Raw genomic sequence first — 17,239 nt, forward strand, 5'->3', positions numbered from 1 at the left:
CGCGATGGCCATATTATGGTCATCTTGCGCAAACGGTTTCGTGATAAACGGGGGTCGATCATGGCTCCCGATCGTGGAGCGCGAGGGAATCGACGATGCTGTACGACGCCTATGAAATGCAACGCTCGATGCTGGCGGGCGCGAGTGCGCTGGCCAATTTCGGTGCGGGTCTGCTCCAGAACCCGGCCAATCCCTTTGCCTATTTCGGCGGCGGCGCGATCATGGGATCGGCGCTGGAGGTGTTCGCCCATGCCTCGGCCCCGCGCGGCAAGCCCGCTTTCGGCCTGACCAAGACGGTCGTCGACGGGCGCGAGGTGGTGGTTCACGAAGAGATCGTGGCGCGCAAGCCCTTCGGTCAGCTCAAGCGCTTCCGCCGCGAGGGCGTCGAGGATAGCCCCCGCCTGCTGATCGTCGCGCCGATGTCGGGCCATTACGCCACGCTGCTGCGCGGGACGGTCGAGCGGATGTTGCCGACTTGCGAAGTCTATATCACCGACTGGCGCGACGCGAAGCTGGTGCCGCTGTCGGAGGGACGGTTCGATTTCGACGATTATGTCGATTACATCATCGATTTCCTGGCCGAAGTGGGTCCCGGCGCGCACATGCTGGCGGTCTGTCAGCCCTCGGTGCCCTGTTATGTCGCTGCCTGCGTGATGAGCGCGGACAAGCATCCCTGCACCCCGCGCACGCTGACGCTGATGGGCGGCCCGGTCGATACGCGCGAGGCGCCGACCGCCGTCAACCTGCTGGCGACAGAGCGGCCGCATGCCTGGTTCGAGCAGAATGCGATCGCCACCGTGCCGATGACCTATCCGGGCGCGGGGCGGCGGGTCTATCCGGGCTTCCTGCAATTGGCCGGGTTCATGTCGATGAACCTGGGCAACCACATGATTTCGCACTGGGAGATGTTCAAGCATCTGGTCCAGGGCGATGACGAGGGGGCCGAGGCAACCAAGCGCTTCTATGACGAATATCGCGCGGTGTGCGATATGACGTCGGAATTCTATCTCCAGACCGTCGAACTGGTGTTTCAGCGTCACGCGCTGCCCAAGGGCGAGATGCTGCACCATGGCAAGCGCGTCGACCCGGGTGCGATCACCGACATCGGCATCCTGGCGATCGAGGGCGAGCGCGATGACATCTCCGGCTTGGGCCAGACCCGTGCAGCGCTGACGCTGGCGACCAATCTGCCGGAGGACAAGAAGCGTTATTATATGGCCGAGAATGTCGGCCATTACGGCATCTTCAACGGCTCCAAATGGCGCAACCGCATCGCCCCGGTAGTCGAGGAGTGGATCAAGGCGAACGGGTAATACCAGCACCACTTCCGTTCAGCCTGAGCGAAGTCGAAGGCCACGGGATGCCCTTTGCCCAGGGCGTGGCTGATGCTTTCCCTTGGCCTTCGACTTCGCTCAGGCTGAACGGGGCGGGGGACATAGGTGGGGCATAGAAAAACGCCCGGAAGCCATGGCCTCCGGGCGTTTCGCGTTCCGGGGATCGCGGATTACGCGACCGAGCCGACCACCGCATGGCTGGACGACTCGTCCGGGCGGATCGTACCGCCGAACAGCATCTTGACCCGACCCGACAGCGAGATGTCGGTTTCCCAAAGTTCGGCCGAATTGATGTCGAAGCGCAGCAGCGTCAGGTTCGGGTCGGACTTGCCTTCCGGGAACCAGGCCTCGACCTGATTATTCCACAGCTTGTCGATCTGCGCGCGGTCATTGTCGACCGAGACATGACCCGACAGGCACGCAAAGAAGTCGTGGCCCTTGCCGACGAACTGCGCCATCGCCTGACCACCGCTCGCGATCCGGTTGTCGCGGCCGGCGAAGAAGAACAGCGTGTTGGGCTGATCGTCATCGATCTGCGCGGTCATCGGTTCGGAATGCTGGCCGTCGTTCAGGCCGATCATGACGAACGGGCTGCTCTTCAGCTTTTCGAGGAACTTGGTGGCGATTTCCTGGGGGCTGTCATCGGCCATCACGGCTCTCCTTTCAGGGGTTTGGCGGGAGAACGATGCGGGGGCGGGGATGGTTGCGCGAGGAAATCCCACAAGAGGAAACTGATCCCCGCGCCAGCGAAGGGGGGCTTGGCAATATCGCCAAGGAACCATTCCGAATGAAATCACCCGCCATGTTTCGAATGATGGCCTTTTCGATCCAACTCGTAGACCTGATCCTGAGGGCTATAGAGTTGATCCAGCGCTGAGCCGGCGATTGGGACTCGGTTAGCAGCCCGAGTCCCAAAGGCCGTGAGTCGGGACCGCTGCAACGAACGCGACTCAGCAAAATGGCGGATGTCCGTCGCCTGTCGTTTTTATACCAGATGGATGAGCCAGATTCCAAACTGGATATCCCCACCCCACATCGTATCAAACGATACCCAATCCCCATATTTCCCGCTAAGCGCTGGTCCATCACAGCATAGCCATGCGACCCGCCAGCGCCCTACCGCGTGCCGGGTCGCCCGACCGGACCCGACGACCTATGACCTCTGCCGTAACCGCCGACGCACGCAAGACCATGAAATCGCTGTATCGTGCGCCCGAACCCGATGTCCTGAAGCCGCTGCTCGACCGCGCCGCCGCGACCCCGGAAGCGCGCGAGCGGATCATGGGCCATGCCTCGGGCCTGCTCGCCGATCTTCGCGCGGCGCAGAATCGCGGCTGGGTGAACCAGTTCCTCCAGGAATATCGCCTCAACTCGTCCGAGGGCGTCGCGCTGCTCAGCCTCGCCGAGGCGTTCCTGCGCGTGCCCGATCCCGAGACGGCCGACCTCCTCATCGCCGACAAGCTGGGCGAGGCCGACTGGCGCGCGCATACCGGGCGGTCGGCGTCGAAGCTGGTCAACTCGGCCACCTGGGGGCTGGTCGTCGGCCGCGCGCTGGTCGGCGAGGGCGAGGCGGGGCCGCTCAAGCGGCTGTTGTCACGCGCGGGCGAGCCGTTCGTCCGCCAGGCGGTCGGCGCCGCGATGCGGATGATGGGCGAGATCTTCGTGATGGGCCGCACCATCGAGGAAGCGATGCGCCGCATGAAGAAGCCCGAGAACAAGGGCTTCACCGCCAGCTTCGACATGCTGGGCGAGGCGGCGCGCACCCATGAGGACGCCGAGCGCTATTTCCAGGCCTATGTGAAGGCGATCGACGCGGTGGGTTCGGACCCGGCGGCGGGCCATTCGATCTCGGTCAAGCTGTCGGCGCTCCACCCGCGCTACGAACTGCCGCGCGCCTATGAGTGCGTGCCTGCGCTCACCGACATGCTGGCGCAGCTGGCGCGGCAGGCGGCGGACAAGGGCATCGCGCTGACCGTCGATGCCGAGGAGTCCGAGCGGCTGGAGATGAGCCTCGACATCATCGGCGGCGTCGCGGCGCTTCCGGCGCTGAAGGGCTGGGAAGGGTTCGGCATGGCGGTGCAGGCCTATGGCAAGCGCGCGCGCGCGGTCATCGCATGGGCCAATGGCCTCGACCGGATCATGAACGTGCGTCTGGTTAAGGGCGCGTACTGGGACAGCGAGATCAAGCGCACCCAGGTCGAGGGGCTGGGCGACTATCCGCTGTTCACCCGCAAAGCCGCGACCGACGTATCCTATCTGGCGGTCGCCAAGGACATGCTGGCTGCCGAGAATATCCGCCCCGCCTTTGCCAGCCACAATGCGCTGACCGTCGCGACCATCCTGGAATGGGCGGGCAATTCCCATGATTTCGAGTTCCAGCGGCTGCACGGCATGGGCGACGGCCTGTACGAGCGGCTGGTGCGCGAGCATGGCCATAAGTGCCGTATCTATGCGCCGGTCGGTGGTCACCGCGACCTGCTGGCCTATCTGGTCCGCCGTCTGCTGGAGAATGGCGCGAACTCCAGCTTCGTGCACCAGCTCGCCGATGCGCGGCTGACCGAGGCGGATATCCTCGCTGATCCGGTCGCCAAGATCGCCGCCGTGGGTGGTGCGCGTCACCCCAGCATCCCGCTGCCCATCGACCTGTTCGCGCCGGGGCATCGCAACTCGACCGGGATCGACCTGAGCGACGTCGCGACGCTGGATGCGACGGTGAAGGCGGTCAACGCCCCCGCCGTGAAGCCGGCCGCCGCCACCGCCGATGTCGCGTCGCTGGTCGCGCGCGCCCATGCGGCCTTCCCGGCCTGGAACGCGACGCCGCTCGACACGCGCGCGAGCGTACTGGAAAAGCTCGCCGACCTGCTGGAGCAGGACCGCGAGCGGCTGATGGCGATCCTGGTGCAGGAAGCATTCAAGACCATCCCCGACGCGATCGGCGAGGTCCGCGAGGCCGCCGATTTCTGCCGTTACTATGCGCAGCAGGCCCGCGCCCGGCTGGGCTCGGTCGAACTGCCGGGACCGACGGGCGAGCGCAACACGCTGCACCTCGAAGGGCGCGGCGTCTGGGCGACGGTCGCGCCGTGGAACTTCCCGCTGGCGATCTTCCTGGGCCAGACGGTGGCGGCGCTCGTCACCGGCAACACCGTCGTCGCCAAACCCGCGCCGCAGACCCCCGCCATCGCGCAGGCCGCCGTCGAGCTGGCGTACCGCGCGGGCGTGCCGCGCGACGCGCTACTGCTCGCGGTCGGCGGCCCGGATGTCGGCCAGACACTGACCGAGGATCACCGGATCGCGGGCGTCGCCTTCACCGGCTCGACCGCCACCGCCAAGCGCATCGCGCGGACTTTGGTGGCGGATGACGATCGCCCGATCGTGCCGCTGATCGCCGAGACCGGCGGCATCAATGCGATGATCGTCGACTCGACCGCGCTGCCCGAACAGGTGGTGGCGGACGTCATCACCTCGTCCTTCCGCTCGGCGGGGCAGCGTTGCTCGGCGCTTCGGCTGCTGCTGGTGCAGGCCGATGTCGCCGACAATGTCATCGAAATGCTGAAGGGCGCGATGGAGACGCTGGTGCTGGGCGCGACCGGCAATCCGGCGACCGATGTCGGGCCGGTGATCGACCAGGCCGCCTATGACAAGCTGATGGCGTACCGCGCGTCGATGGTGACGCAGACGATCAAGACCCTCGATGCGCCCGCCGACGGCCTGTTCGTGCCGCCGACGCTGATCCGGCTCGACCGCGTCGAGGACCTGACCCAGGAATGGTTCGGCCCGATCCTGCACGTCGCGACCTGGGAAGCGGGCACCCTGTCCGAGACGATCGCGAAGGTGAATGCCAAGGGTTACGGCCTGACCATGGGCCTGCACAGCCGCATCGCCCGCGCGAGCGAAGTCGCCGAGAGCGAGGCGGCGGTCGGCAATCTCTACATCAACCGCTCGATGATCGGCGCGGTCGTCGGCAGCCAGCCTTTCGGTGGCGAGGGCCTGTCGGGCACCGGCCCGAAGGCGGGCGGGCCGCATTACCTCTATCGCTTCTGCGCGGAGCGGGCGGTGTCGGTCGACACGACCTCGGCGGGCGGCAACGCCACGCTGTTGTCGCTGGACGAAGGGGGGATCTAAGCAACCAATTCCTCCCCTGTAAGGGGAGGGGGGCCAGCGAAGCTGGTGGAGGGGTGTCCCCGCTGGCCGTGACACCCCTCCGTCAGTCCTTCGGACTGCCACCTCCCCTTGCAGGGGAGGAATTAATCGGCGCGGTGCACCTCCACCGGCTGGACCTGCGGATAGGGCATGACCAGCGTTCCGTCCGGCGCGGCGGTGTAGGTCGTCTGGGTGGGGTAGGGGATGGAGATGCCCTCGGCCGCGAAGCGCTTCATCAGGCTCACCAGCACGCGGTTGCGGGTGTCGTGCGCGGTAGCCCAGTCGTCGCCGGGCACGTCGAACTGGAGGGCGAAGTCCAGGCTCGACGCCCCGAAGCTCTCGAAGCCGGCGCGGGCGACCTTGCCGCCTTCGCCCTCGACGATCTCGGTCAGCAACTGGGGCAGGCGGGCCAGCGTTTCGGGCGGGGTTTCATAGGCCACGCCGATCATCAGCGAGATGCGGACATGCTGGCGCACCGTCTGGTTCTGGATTTCCTTGTCGAGGAGGTTGCGGTTCGAGATGATCCGCAACTCGCCGGTAAAGGCGCGGATACGGGTCGATTTCAGGCCGATCGCCTCGATGATGCCGGTCGTATTGTCATAGGCGATCTTGTCGCCGCGGCGGAACGGTCGGTCGAAGATGATGGCGAGCGCGGCGAACAGGTCGCCGAAAATGCCCTGCGCGGCCAGACCGATGGCGATGCCGCCGACGCCCAGACCCGCGACCAAGCCGGTGACGTTGACGCCCAGATTGTCGAGCACCACGACGAGCGCGATGGCGAACAGCACCACCGTCACCAGCAACCGGATCAACCCCATGGCCGACAGCAGCGCCTCGCCCGAATAATGTTCGGAGCGGGTGCGGTGCTCGATCGTGCCGAGGATCAGTTCGCGCGCCCAGATCGCCGCCTGGAACACGCTGGCGACGGTGAACAGGAAGCTGATCGTCTTGGCGACCTCGCCCGGCGCGCCGGCATAGCCGGACACCAGCTGCGCGGCGAGGGTGACGATGAAGAACAGGTTCGTCCGGGCAATGGCATGGCCCAGGATCACACCCCAGCCGCCCGCAAAGCCGGGCTTGCGGCACAGCCGGTCGCCCAGTCTGCGCACCCAGAGCAGCGCCAGCACGATGACCGCGCCGGCACCGATCGCGATCAGCACCTTCAGCCAATAGACCTGGACCCAGTCATAGGTGGCATCGACGACACCCTCGACCTGATCGGGGATGTTCGAGCCGTCGAAGATCGGCGCCTTGGGCGAGGTTTTCGCCATGGGGACTCCTTTAAGTCGGGGCAATTGGGGAGAAACGGGGCGGTCAGGCCGCCTTGCTGGCCGGGGTTCCGGCCTCCAGAAATGCGATCAGTCCGCATTCGACGCGGGACAGCCCGGCACGCGCGCGGGGCAGGCGCAGGGTCTTGCGAAACGCCGCCTGGCCATCCTTGACGAGTGCGATCAGCGAAGGGTGGACATAGGACTTGCGCGCGATGGCGGGCGTATTGCCCAGCTTCTCGACGACGGGCTCCAGCATCGCCTTCAGGCTGAGATCCGCCTCGGCGAGTGCCAGCGCCTCGAACGCCGCGACGCTGGCGGCCCAGGTGCGAAAATGCTTGGCGGTGAAGTCGCACCCCGTCGCCTCGCGGATATAGGCGTTGACGTCGGAGGAGGAGACGGGGTTCGCCTCGCCATCCTCATCGACCCAGGCGAAGAGATGCTGTTCGTCCAGATCCTGGCACCGCTTCACGAAGCTGGCGAGCGAGCGGTCGGTCAGCGTCAGGTCGCGCATCTTGCCCGACTTGCCACGATAGCGCAGGCGCAGCGTCGTGCCCTTCACCTGGCCGTGGCGCTTGCGCAGCGTCGTCGCGCCGAAACTCTTGTTGGAGGCGGCATAGGCCTCGTTACCGACGCGCAAATGGCCATTGTCGAGCAGCCGGACGACAGCCGCGACCGCGCGTTCCTTGCACAGGCCGCGCTTCTTCAAATCGGCCTCTACGCGTTTGCGCAGCGCAGGCAGGGCGTGGCCGAACTCGACGCAGCGTTCATATTTCGCCGCCTCCTGCGCCTCGCGGAAATCGGCGTGATAGCGATATTGCTTGCGACCCTTCTCGTCCCAACCGACCGCCTGGATATGGCCGTTGGCGCGCGGGCAGAACCAGGCGTTCTTATAGGCGGGGGGCAGGCCGATGCGGTTCAGCCGGTCGATCTCTTGCGCATCGGTGATCCGCTCGCCCTTGGCGGTCCAATAGGCCCATTTGCCCCGCATTTTGGTACGGGTGATGCCGGGCTTGCTGTCATCGCAAAAGACTAAACGGGTCGCCATCGCACTCCCTCGGGTCACCTTTGCAAATGCGTCGCTGGTCGCTTCGTTCCGGAACGGCCGATGCGGTCGCGGGTTCTTGTCTAGCCTATCCCCCGAGGCATCCCCCGACAGGAGTTTTCCATCATGGCCGATCTTTCCCAGGCACGCGTCCTGATGCTCGCCGCCGACGGCTTCGAGACCGTCGAACTGTTCGAACCGCGCAAGGCTTTGGAAGCCGCCGGCGCCAAGGTGCAGCTCGCCTCGCTCAAGTCCGATCCGATCCAGGGCATGGAAGGTGACATCAACAAGGCCGAGACGGCGACCCCCGACCTGACCGTCGACGAGGTCGATACCGACGATTACGATGCGTTGGTCATCCCCGGCGGCACCTGCAACCCCGACAAGCTGCGCCTGAACGAGCGCGCGGTCGAGATCGTCACCGAATTCATGGAGGACGACAAGATCGTCGCCGCCATCTGTCACGGCCCCTGGCTGCTGGCCGAGGCGGACGTGATCGACGGTCGCCGCCTGACCAGCTATCCCTCGATCCGCACCGACCTGTCCAATGCGGGCGCGGACGTGGTGGACGAGGAGGTCGTGGTCGACGGCAACCTGATCACCAGCCGCAAGCCGGACGACATCCCCGCCTTCAACAAGGCGATCCTGACCGCGCTGGAAGAGGAACTGGCCGACGAGGAAGAGACCGAAGAGGCCTGATCCCGCCACGGGACACTGACGGGCGTCGCATCCGGCCACCGTGCGTGGCAGGATGCGGCGCCCGCTTGCTTTCAGGATGATGCCATGCGTCTGGTTCCGCTGCTGCTTCTCGGTCTGACCTCCGGCGTCGCGCTGGCGCAAGGGGGTGCGCAGCCCTTCATGGTCGGCGCGCGCGGGTTCGCGACGCTCCAGGACGCGGTCAATGCGATCGGCGATGGCGAGGGGGACATCCGCATCGCGCCGGGCGCCTACCGCGAATGCGCGGTGCAGGCCGCCGGCCGCATCCGCTATGTCGCGGTCGAACCGGGCAAGACGATCTTCACCCGCATCGCCTGCGAGGGGAAGGCCGCACTGGTCCTGCGCGGACGCGGTGCACAGGTGGAGGGCATCGTCTTCAGCCATATCGAGGTCGGCGACGGCAATGGTGCGGGCATCCGTATCGAGAAGGGGCCGCTCAGCGTCAGCAACGCGATGTTCCTCGACAGCCAGTCGGGCATCCTGTCCGCCGACGATCCGAGTGGCACGGTCAGCGTCGACCATTCGACCTTTTCCGGGCTCGGCCACGACCCGACCGGCACGGGCGCGCATGGCATCTATATGGGCCGCTATCGGTCGCTGCGCGTCACCGCCTGCCGGTTCGAGCGCGGGCAGGGCGGCCATTACGTCAAGAGCCGCGCGCCGATGGTCGAGGTGCTCGACAGCAGCTTCGACGACAGCCATGCGCATATGTCGAACTATATGATCGACCTGTCCAACGGCGCGAAGGGACGGATCGCGGGCAATGAGTTCGTGGTCGGCCGCGACAAGGACAATCACTCGACCCTGATCACCGTCGCGCCGGAAGGGGCCAAGAACGACTCGTCCGGGCTGGTGGTCGAGAATAACCGCGCGCGGCTGGCGCCGGGGGCGGACTTCAAGCCGGTGTTCGTCGGCAACTGGTCGGGCGAGCCGATCGTCCTGCGCGGCAATATCCTGGGAGCGGGCATCACTCCCACCGCACGGCGCTGGATGTAACAATGATCCTCCCCGGTACGGGGAGGGGGACCATGCGCAGCATGGTGGAGGGGGCTGTCCGTAAGGGACGTCCTGTGTGGAAGCCCCCCTCCGTCAGGGCTTCGCCCTGCCACCTCCCCTTATAGGGGAGGAATTGTTTCACACCATCTTCGCCCCGCGCGGCAGGTCGGCGCGGCGCTGCATCTGCCTGGTCCGCGCCTCGCGCGTGCGGCGCGAGAGATAGGTGTCGAGGCCGATCTGCGCGGCCATCAACTGGAAGAGGAAGGGATTGAACGCGATCCCGACGAACGCGCCGCCCAGCAGATAGATGAGCTGCGCATGTTGCAACGCGCCCGCCAGCGTGCCGCCCCAGTGCAGCGGATCATCGACCGCGCGGTAGCGACGGCGCAGCGCCTCCATCCGCAACAACCCCGCCAGATTGATGCCGAGCCACAGGATCAACCCGGGCCAGCCTTGCTCGCCGAGCATCTCGAAATAGCTGGAGTGATAGGCACGGCCCCGATCGGTCGCCTTGCGCCGCTCGATCGTCGAATCATGCGCGCTGCCCTCGACCGAAGTCAGCTCGAAGCTGAGCGAGTTCTGCAGATAGGCGTTGAACCCCCCGCCAAAGGGGTGGGAGCCGACATAGTCGAGCGTCCATTTCCACACCGCCAGCCGGGTCGAGGCGGATTCGTCGCCCTGATAGGTGCGGATCGTGTCCATCCGCTGGGTATAGGAGGAGGGGAGGAGCGGAACCGCGATCAGCCCCGCCACCGCCACCATGCCGATATACAGGAACCGCCGCTTCACATCGCGCAGCATCAGGATGCCGAGCAGCCCGATGCACAGCAGGCCGGTGCGCGCCGAGGTGCCGATCGGGATCAGCAGGCAGGCAAAGACCAGCGCATAGGAAAACACCCGCACCCGCCAGTCGGGCGGAAAGATGGTGCCGTGCGATCCCAGCCATAGGATGACCGGGATCGCCGAGATGGCGACGGCGGAGATGATGCTGCCCTCATAGAGACCGGTATTGTTGGTCACCATCAGGTTCAGCTCGCCATAGCCCCCGCCCGAGAATAGCGTCTTGATCCCGCCGACGATGACGATCGAGGCGAGCGACAGGATCATGAACAGCAGCAGCGCCTCGATCCGCAGCCGGGTGCGCAGCGTCAGCGGCAGGAACACGGCGAAGGCCAGCGCCTTCCACACCCAGTCCCATTTCTGCAGCGCCTCGGTCGGAAAGTCCGCGCCGAAAAAGGTGGTGAGGCCGCAATAGATCAGCAGCATCAGGATCGCACCCTGCCGCACCGTAAAGCGGCTGTCGCGCTTGTCGTCGACCAGCACCCAGGCCATGACCGCCGACACCACCGCGATCAGCGAGATCGGCACGGCGTTGAGCAGATAATAGGTCAGCCGCTGGGGCGAGACGATGTCGATATAGATATAGGCAAGCACCAGCAGGAACGGCCGCCGCAGCCCCATGGCGAACAGGCTGAACAGGAATCCGATCAGGAACAGGTCACGCATCGGGGCGCCGCCCCTTGTATCCGGCATGCGGATCGGGTGCCTCGTTGTCGAGGTCACGCCGCCCGAGCAGTCGCCAGGCGGCGATCAGCATCAGGCCATGGGTCAGGAGCAGGACGAAGCCGTCGATCATCTGCCCCTCCCTCTTTTCCGCAAGTGGCACGATCCCGCTTATAAACCGCCGGTTGACGCGGCGTTAAGGCCTGTCATGACAGGCGAAATCCATGCGTATCCTGCATATCCTCGACCATGGCCTGCCGCTGCAAAGCGGATACACGTTCCGCACGCGCGCCATCCTGAAGGCGCAGCAGGTGACGGGGCACGCGGTGGCCGCCGTCACCGGGCCGCGTCAGGGGCCATCGCCAGACGCTTGCGAGACGATCGACGGCCTGACCTTCTACCGCACGCCCGCCGCGATGCCGCAGGGGTTGATGGGCGAGGCGCGGGGGCTGGCGGCGCATGTCCGCGCGATCACGGCGGCGGTCGAGGCGTTCCGGCCTGACATCCTCCACGCGCACTCGCCCGTCCTGAACGCGCTGGCCGCCTGGGCGGTGGCGCGGCGGCGTGGGCTGCCGCTGGTCTATGAGATTCGCGCTTTTTGGGAGGATGCGGCGGTCGGCAACGGCACGGGTACGGAGGGGAGCGCCCGCTACCGTGCCACGCGTGCGCTCGAAGGCTGGGCCTGTGCGCGTGCCGATGCGGTCGCGGTGATTTGCGAAGGTTTGCGCGGCGACCTGATCGACCGGGGGATCGCCGCCGACAAGATCATCGTCTCGCCCAACGGCGTCGACCTGACCCTGTTCGGCCAACCGCCGGCGCGCGAAGATATTCTAGCGCGCGAACTGGGGCTGGAGGGGGCCGAGGTGATCGGCTTCATCGGCAGTTTCTATGACTATGAGGGGTTGGACGACCTGATCGCCGCCATGCCGCGCCTGGTGGCGGCGCGGCCGGCGGCGCGGCTGTTGCTGGTCGGCGGCGGCCCGATGGAGGCGGCATTGCGCGCGCAGGCCGACGCCTCGCCGGTGGCGGACGCGATCCGCTTCATCGGCCGCGTGCCGCATCAGGAGGTCGAGCGTTATTACGGGCTGGTCGATGTGCTGGCCTATCCGCGCAAGAAGATGCGGCTGACCGATCTGGTCACCCCGCTGAAGCCACTGGAGGCGATGGCGCAGCGCCGGCTGGTCGCGGCGTCGGATGTCGGCGGGCACCGCGAGCTGATCCGCGACGGCGTCACCGGCACGCTGTTCCCGCCCGACGATCCCGCCGCTCTGGCGGATGCGCTGGCGGCATTGCTGGCGGACCGGGCGATCTGGGACGAACGGCGCGCGGCGGGCCGACAATTCGTCGAAACCGAACGCGATTGGGCCGCGAATATCCGGCGTTACGAACCTGTTTACCAGCGCTTGGTAGCAAAGGCCGCGACGAGACGCTCATGACCTTCACCGCTACGCCCTCTTCGCATCGCTTCCTCCCCGCCCTGATCGGCGGGGCGGCTGGCGTGTTGATCGCCTTTGTCTTCCTGATCGCGCCCGTCTGGCGGCTGGAGATGCTGGTCACCCAATTGGGACTGGCCGACATCCTATCCGCCGCGCGGCCGCCCCTGGGAACAAAGGCGCGGCTGCTGCTCGCCTTCGGAGCGGGCGCCGGCGCGGGGGCGGTGGTGTGGGCCGCCGCCTATCTGCTTTGGGGGCCGGGCGGGCTGCTCGCCCGGCGGACGCCAGCGGTGCGGGACGAGGCGGACACGGATTATGTGCCCGCCGTCCGCCGTTCGGACCGCCATCCCGATGCGCCGCCGCGTCGCCCGCTGCTCGCCGCCGAACTGGGCGCGCCGCCCCCGCCGCCGAGCGAGGACGACGAAGAGGAGCGGACCCTGCCCGCCGATCTCGACCAGCCGCTCGCCGCCTTCGACCCCGACTCGATGCGTGCCGTGCCCCGCGAGCCGATGCCGATCGCGCCGATGCACGAGCCCGATGTCGAGGAGAAAGGCGCGAGATTGCCCCCGCCCGACCCGCAGAATGATTCGATCGAATCGCTGCTTGACCGGCTGGAGCGCGACGCCGCGCGCCGCAAGATGAAGCGGCCCGACTGAGCTTCAGCCGCCGCGACGCATCCATCGGAGCAGCGGGCGCTCGACTGTGATATGGACCGCGACGCCCAGCAGCCCACCGGCTAGCACCAGCAGGATGAACCACGGAATGGGCGGCAATGCGACGCCCAGCCGCATGCCGATCTGCCACGCGACACCGATCCCGATCAGGTGGAACAGATAGATGGCATAGGAGGCCCGGCCGATGCCGATCAGCGAAGGCGGCCAGCGCAGCCGCGCCTCGCTTCCCGCCGCCCCGCCGATCATCGCGGCGGCGGACAGGCCGTAGACCAGCCGCGCGGCCACGCCATAGCCATAGAGCCGCCCCGCCGCTTCCATCACCCAGCCACCAAGGAAGACGATGGCGCCGGCCGCCGCGATCCCGGCGGCGACGCGGGGTGGGGGAGGGCGGCTGTGCAGCATCTGCGCGGCCGCCATGCCGAAGAAGAATTCGATCGCGAAGATGTTCGTCGCCAGGCCCCCGCCGATCGGCACGACCTGCGCCGTCACGATCGCGAGCAGCCACAGCGCCATCGCCGCCAGACCCGCCACGCGGCGGAGCAGCAGCAGCGCGAAGATCAGGTAGAACATCACCTCATATTGCAGCGTCCAGGCGAGCGGATGCAGCGGCACGGTGGTGCTGGGCCAAAGCAGGATCGACAGCAGGACCCGCCCCGGCGCGGGCCAGCCATGCCCGCCCGCCAACGCCATCGCGATCGTCGCGGCCAACGCCAGCCAATAGACGGGATAGATGCGCATGACCCGCCGCCGCGCATAGCGTGCCATGGCGGCTGGCTGTCCTACATCGCGGCGATGGATGAACAGGAGCAGGAAGCCGCTCAGGACGAAGAACAGGTCGACGCCATTATGTCCGGGCCGCATCAGCGCGCGCAAGGTCGGCGTCCCGAAGGCGAGATCGACATGGGTGGCGGCGTGACACAGCAGGACCGCGATCGCGGCGACACCGCGCAACGCCTCGATCCCCGCCAGCCTGTGCCGCTCCACCCCCGCTGTCATGCCCTGTCGCCCCTCAGCCCCATGGTGGAGGCTAGGCGGTTCGTCGCCAACGCGTAAGCCACGGCGTGGCGGGCACTGTGCCGACATGGCATGAAAAAGGGCGGCGGGACCGAAGTCCTACCGCCCTTTTCAAGTCAACCCTTCCTCCCCTGTAAGGGGAGGTGGCAGGGCGAAGACCTGACGGAGGGGTGTCCCACTATCGAGAGGGCGACACCCCTCCACCAGCTTCGCTGGTTCCCCTCCCCTTGCAGGGGAGGAAAGGGAAGGCGGAGGCTCCGAACGCTTCGGTGCCTCCGCAGCCGGCCTTTACGCTGCCAGGTTACGCAGCACGTACTGCAGGATGCCGCCGTTCAGGAAATATTCCAGCTCGTTGACGGTATCGATGCGGCACTTGGTCAGGAAGGTCTCGGTCGAGCCGTCCTTGCGGGCCAGGATCACTTCGACATCCTGACGCGGGCGCAGATTGGCGACGCCCTGGATGGTGAAGGTCTCGGTGCCGTCCAGCTTCAGAGTCTCACGGGTCACGCCCTCGGCGAACTGAAGCGGCAGGACGCCCATGCCGACCAGGTTCGAACGGTGGATACGCTCGAAGCTCTCGGTGATGACCGCGCGGACGCCGAGCAGGTTCGTGCCCTTCGCCGCCCAGTCGCGCGACGAACCGGTGCCATATTCCTTGCCCGCGACGATGACGAGCGGCGTGCCGTCGGCCTTGTGACGCATGGCGGCGTCATAGATCGGCATCACTTCGCCGTCATACTTCGTCATGCCGCCTTCGACACCCGGCACCATCTCGTTCTTGATGCGGATGTTGGCGAAGGTGCCGCGCATCATCACGTCATGGTTGCCGCGACGCGCGCCATAGGAGTTGAAATCCTTCTTGGCGACCTGATGCTCCTGCAGGAAGGTGCCTGCCGGGCTGTCGGCCTTGATCGAACCGGCCGGGCTGATGTGGTCGGTGGTGATCGAGTCGCCCAGTATGGCGAGGGGCTTGGCCTCGATGATGTCGGTGACGGGCTTCGGCGTCATCTCCATGCCCTCGAAATAGGGCGGATTGGCGACATAGGTCGACGCGGCGGGCCAGGCATAGGTGTCCGATCCGGTGACGTCGATCGCCGACCACTTGGCATCGCCCGCATAGACGTTGCCGTAGCGCGAACGGAACATCTCGTCGTCGATGTTCGCATCCATCAGGCTGCGGACTTCCTCGTTCGAGGGCCAGATGTCCTTCAGGTACACGTCCTGGCCGTCCTTGCCCTGGCCGATCGGCGTCTCACGCATGTCCTGCGTGACGGTGCCCTTCAGCGCATAGGCCACCACCAGCGGCGGCGAGGCAAGGAAGTTGGCGCGCACGTCGGGCGACACGCGGCCCTCGAAGTTGCGGTTGCCCGACAGGACCGAGGCGGCGACGATGTCGTTGCCGTTGATCGCCTTCGAGATCGGCTCGGCGAGCGGACCCGAATTGCCGATGCAGGTGGTGCAGCCATAGCCGACCAGGTTGAAGCCGATCGCATCGAGATCGGCGGTCAGGCCCGCCTTGTCGAGATAATCGGTCACAACCTGCGAACCGGGGGCGAGCGAGGTCTTGACCCAGGGCTTGGGCTTAAGGCCCAACGCGTTCGCCTTGCGGGCAACGAGCCCCGCGGCGACCAGCACGCTCGGGTTCGAGGTGTTGGTGCAGCTGGTGATCGCGGCGATCACGACGTCGCCGTCGCCGATGTCATGGCCACGGTCGTCGACCGCGACGCGGGCGGGGGCGTCCTTCTTGTACACCTTGGCGAGGTCGGCGTTGAACACGTCGTCGACTTCGGTGAGGACGACCTTGTCCTGCGGACGCTTCGGACCGGCCAGCGACGGCACGACCGTCGACATGTCGAGTTCCAGCGTGTCGGTGAAGACGGGATCGGCGGCATCGTCATGACGCCAGAAGCCGTTCGCCTTGGCATAGGCCTCGACCAGCGCGACATTCTCGTCCGAACGCGCGGTCAGGCGCATATAGTCGAGCGTCTTGTCGTCGATCGGGAAGAAGCCGCAGGTCGCGCCATATTCGGGCGCCATGTTGGCGATCGTCGCGCGGTCGGCGAGCGTCATCGACGACAGGCCGGGGCCGTAGAACTCGACGAAGCGGCCGACCACGCCCTTGGCGCGCAGCATCTGGGTGATGGTCAGCACCAGGTCAGTGGCGGTGATGCCTTCCTGCAGCTTGCCGGTCAGCTTGAAGCCGACGACCTCGGGGATCAGCATCGACACGGGCTGGCCGAGCATCGCGGCTTCCGCCTCGATCCCGCCGACGCCCCAGCCGAGCACGCCCAGGCCGTTGATCATCGTGGTGTGGCTGTCGGTGCCGACCAGCGTGTCCGGGTATGCGATAGTCGCGCCGCCCTTGGCATGCTCGCCGCTCTCGGTCGAAGACCAGATGGCCTGGCCGATATATTCCAGGTTCACCTGGTGGCAGATGCCGGTGCCCGGCGGAACGACCGAGAAATTGTCGAGCGCCTTCGAGCCCCACTTCAGGAACTCATAGCGTTCCATGTTGCGCTGATATTCGAGGTCGACGTTATCCTCGAACGCCTGCGGCGTGCCGAACTCGTCGACCATGACCGAGTGGTCGATGACGAGGTGGACGGGGACCTGCGGATTGATCTTGGCCGCATCGCCGCCCAGCTTGGTGATGGCGTCGCGCATCGCGGCCAGGTCGACCACGCAAGGAACGCCGGTGAAGTCCTGCATCAGCACGCGGGCCGGGCGATACTGGATCTCGCGGTCCGAACGCTGGGTCTTCTGCCAGTCGACGATCGCCTGGATATCCTCGCGCGTGACGGTCTTGCCGTCCTCGAAGCGCAGCAGATTCTCCAGCAGCACCTTCATCGAGAAGGGCAGGCGGCTGATGTCGCCGAGCTGCTCGGAAGCCTTGGCGAGGCTGTAATAGTCATAGGTCTTGCCGTCGACGTCGAGCGTCGAGCGGGTGTTCAGGCTGTCCTGGCCTATCGCAGTCATGGGCGTCCCTTCTTGGTCGAGCCGAACGCGCCAGGGGGACACGGCAGCATGCAGCCGCGAGCAGGCGCGCCGGGGATAAATCCGGTTGACACGCGCGGCCTTAGCAATGGGGAAGCCCAGTGGAAAGGGTGTCGGCCGC

13 protein-coding genes are annotated in these 17,239 nt (G+C 66.4%); 6 read left to right on the forward strand and 7 right to left on the reverse strand.

Annotated features, from left to right (window positions below; genetic code table 11):
• Positions 1–95 precede the first annotated feature (95 nt).
• Entirely contained in the window at positions 96–1,313 is a 1,218-nt protein-coding gene (locus GGR48_RS03975; protein ID WP_183950548.1) for a polyhydroxyalkanoate depolymerase, read from the forward strand.
• Between the two features lie 191 nt (positions 1,314–1,504).
• Here GGR48_RS03975 and GGR48_RS03980 read toward each other — a convergent pair whose 3' ends face one another.
• Positions 1,505–1,984 (reverse strand): pyridoxamine 5'-phosphate oxidase family protein, encoded by a 480-nt coding sequence (locus tag GGR48_RS03980; RefSeq protein WP_183950549.1) that lies wholly within the window; start codon positions 1,982–1,984, stop codon positions 1,505–1,507.
• Positions 1,985–2,525: 541 nt separating this feature from the next.
• Here GGR48_RS03980 and GGR48_RS03985 point away from each other — a divergent pair.
• Positions 2,526–5,456 (forward strand): L-glutamate gamma-semialdehyde dehydrogenase, encoded by a 2,931-nt coding sequence (locus tag GGR48_RS03985; RefSeq protein WP_183950637.1) that lies wholly within the window; start codon positions 2,526–2,528, stop codon positions 5,454–5,456.
• 122 nt (positions 5,457–5,578) lie between these two features.
• Here GGR48_RS03985 and GGR48_RS03990 read toward each other — a convergent pair whose 3' ends face one another.
• Both GGR48_RS03990 and GGR48_RS03995 read right to left on the reverse strand, forming a co-directional pair.
• Entirely contained in the window at positions 5,579–6,745 is a 1,167-nt protein-coding gene (locus GGR48_RS03990; RefSeq protein WP_183950550.1) for a mechanosensitive ion channel family protein, read from the reverse strand.
• Between the two features lie 43 nt (positions 6,746–6,788).
• A complete protein-coding gene (locus GGR48_RS03995; RefSeq protein ID WP_183950551.1) occupies positions 6,789–7,790 on the reverse strand; it encodes a DNA topoisomerase IB in 1,002 nt (333 codons plus the stop codon).
• A 123-nt stretch (positions 7,791–7,913) separates the two neighbouring features.
• Between GGR48_RS03995 and GGR48_RS04000 the strand changes: the two genes are divergently transcribed.
• Positions 7,914–8,486 (forward strand): type 1 glutamine amidotransferase domain-containing protein, encoded by a 573-nt coding sequence (locus GGR48_RS04000; RefSeq protein WP_058715412.1) that lies wholly within the window; start codon positions 7,914–7,916, stop codon positions 8,484–8,486.
• Positions 8,487–8,570: 84 nt separating this feature from the next.
• A complete protein-coding gene (locus GGR48_RS04005; protein WP_206362549.1) occupies positions 8,571–9,500 on the forward strand; it encodes a right-handed parallel beta-helix repeat-containing protein in 930 nt (309 codons plus the stop codon).
• A gap of 138 nt (positions 9,501–9,638) precedes the next feature.
• On the opposite strand, the gene GGR48_RS04010 is transcribed toward GGR48_RS04005, so the two are convergent.
• Together GGR48_RS04010 and GGR48_RS04015 are read right to left on the reverse strand one after the other, a co-directional pair.
• On the reverse strand, positions 9,639–11,006 hold the full coding sequence (locus GGR48_RS04010; protein WP_183950552.1) for a putative O-glycosylation ligase, exosortase A system-associated: 1,368 nt from the start codon (positions 11,004–11,006) through the stop codon (positions 9,639–9,641).
• Positions 10,999–11,136, reverse strand: coding sequence for a hypothetical protein (locus tag GGR48_RS04015; protein WP_183950553.1), 138 nt, complete (start codon positions 11,134–11,136; stop codon positions 10,999–11,001). The genes GGR48_RS04010 and GGR48_RS04015 overlap by 8 nt, the downstream gene beginning before the upstream one ends.
• 91 nt (positions 11,137–11,227) lie before the next feature.
• On the opposite strand from GGR48_RS04015, the gene GGR48_RS04020 reads away from it, so the two are divergent.
• Positions 11,228–12,439, forward strand: a complete 1,212-nt coding sequence (locus GGR48_RS04020) for a TIGR04063 family PEP-CTERM/XrtA system glycosyltransferase (protein ID WP_183950554.1) — start codon at positions 11,228–11,230, stop codon at positions 12,437–12,439.
• On the forward strand, positions 12,436–13,092 hold the full coding sequence (locus GGR48_RS04025) for a hypothetical protein (RefSeq protein WP_183950555.1): 657 nt from the start codon (positions 12,436–12,438) through the stop codon (positions 13,090–13,092). Before GGR48_RS04020 ends, GGR48_RS04025 begins: the two co-directional genes overlap by 4 nt.
• Before the next feature lie 3 nt (positions 13,093–13,095).
• On the opposite strand, the gene GGR48_RS04030 is transcribed toward GGR48_RS04025, so the two are convergent.
• A complete protein-coding gene (locus GGR48_RS04030) occupies positions 13,096–14,106 on the reverse strand; it encodes an acyltransferase family protein (protein WP_183950556.1) in 1,011 nt (336 codons plus the stop codon).
• A gap of 306 nt (positions 14,107–14,412) precedes the next feature.
• Positions 14,413–17,100 (reverse strand): aconitate hydratase AcnA, encoded by a 2,688-nt coding sequence (gene acnA / locus GGR48_RS04035; RefSeq protein ID WP_183950557.1) that lies wholly within the window; start codon positions 17,098–17,100, stop codon positions 14,413–14,415.
• Positions 17,101–17,239 lie beyond the last annotated feature (139 nt).

It is taken from the genome of Sphingomonas pseudosanguinis (genome assembly GCF_014196255.1).
Classification (GTDB): Bacteria; Pseudomonadota; Alphaproteobacteria; order Sphingomonadales; family Sphingomonadaceae; genus Sphingomonas; species Sphingomonas pseudosanguinis.

Bases quoted from the DNA above. Each gene is read 5' to 3' on its own strand.
- GGR48_RS03975 (WP_183950548.1), top strand. From the start codon at position 96: ATGCTGTACGACGCCTATGAAATGCAACGCTCGATGCTGGCGGGCGCG.
- GGR48_RS03980 (WP_183950549.1), bottom strand. From the start codon at position 1,984: ATGGCCGATGACAGCCCCCAGGAAATCGCCACCAAGTTCCTCGAAAAG.
- GGR48_RS03985 (WP_183950637.1), top strand. From the start codon at position 2,526: ATGAAATCGCTGTATCGTGCGCCCGAACCCGATGTCCTGAAGCCGCTG.
- GGR48_RS03990 (WP_183950550.1), bottom strand. From the start codon at position 6,745: ATGGCGAAAACCTCGCCCAAGGCGCCGATCTTCGACGGCTCGAACATC.
- GGR48_RS03995 (WP_183950551.1), bottom strand. From the start codon at position 7,790: ATGGCGACCCGTTTAGTCTTTTGCGATGACAGCAAGCCCGGCATCACC.
- GGR48_RS04000 (WP_058715412.1), top strand. From the start codon at position 7,914: ATGGCCGATCTTTCCCAGGCACGCGTCCTGATGCTCGCCGCCGACGGC.
- GGR48_RS04005 (WP_206362549.1), top strand. From the start codon at position 8,571: ATGCGTCTGGTTCCGCTGCTGCTTCTCGGTCTGACCTCCGGCGTCGCG.
- GGR48_RS04010 (WP_183950552.1), bottom strand. From the start codon at position 11,006: ATGCGTGACCTGTTCCTGATCGGATTCCTGTTCAGCCTGTTCGCCATG.
- GGR48_RS04015 (WP_183950553.1), bottom strand. From the start codon at position 11,136: ATGATCGACGGCTTCGTCCTGCTCCTGACCCATGGCCTGATGCTGATC.
- GGR48_RS04020 (WP_183950554.1), top strand. From the start codon at position 11,228: ATGCGTATCCTGCATATCCTCGACCATGGCCTGCCGCTGCAAAGCGGA.
- GGR48_RS04025 (WP_183950555.1), top strand. From the start codon at position 12,436: ATGACCTTCACCGCTACGCCCTCTTCGCATCGCTTCCTCCCCGCCCTG.
- GGR48_RS04030 (WP_183950556.1), bottom strand. From the start codon at position 14,106: ATGACAGCGGGGGTGGAGCGGCACAGGCTGGCGGGGATCGAGGCGTTG.
- acnA (WP_183950557.1), bottom strand. From the start codon at position 17,100: ATGACTGCGATAGGCCAGGACAGCCTGAACACCCGCTCGACGCTCGAC.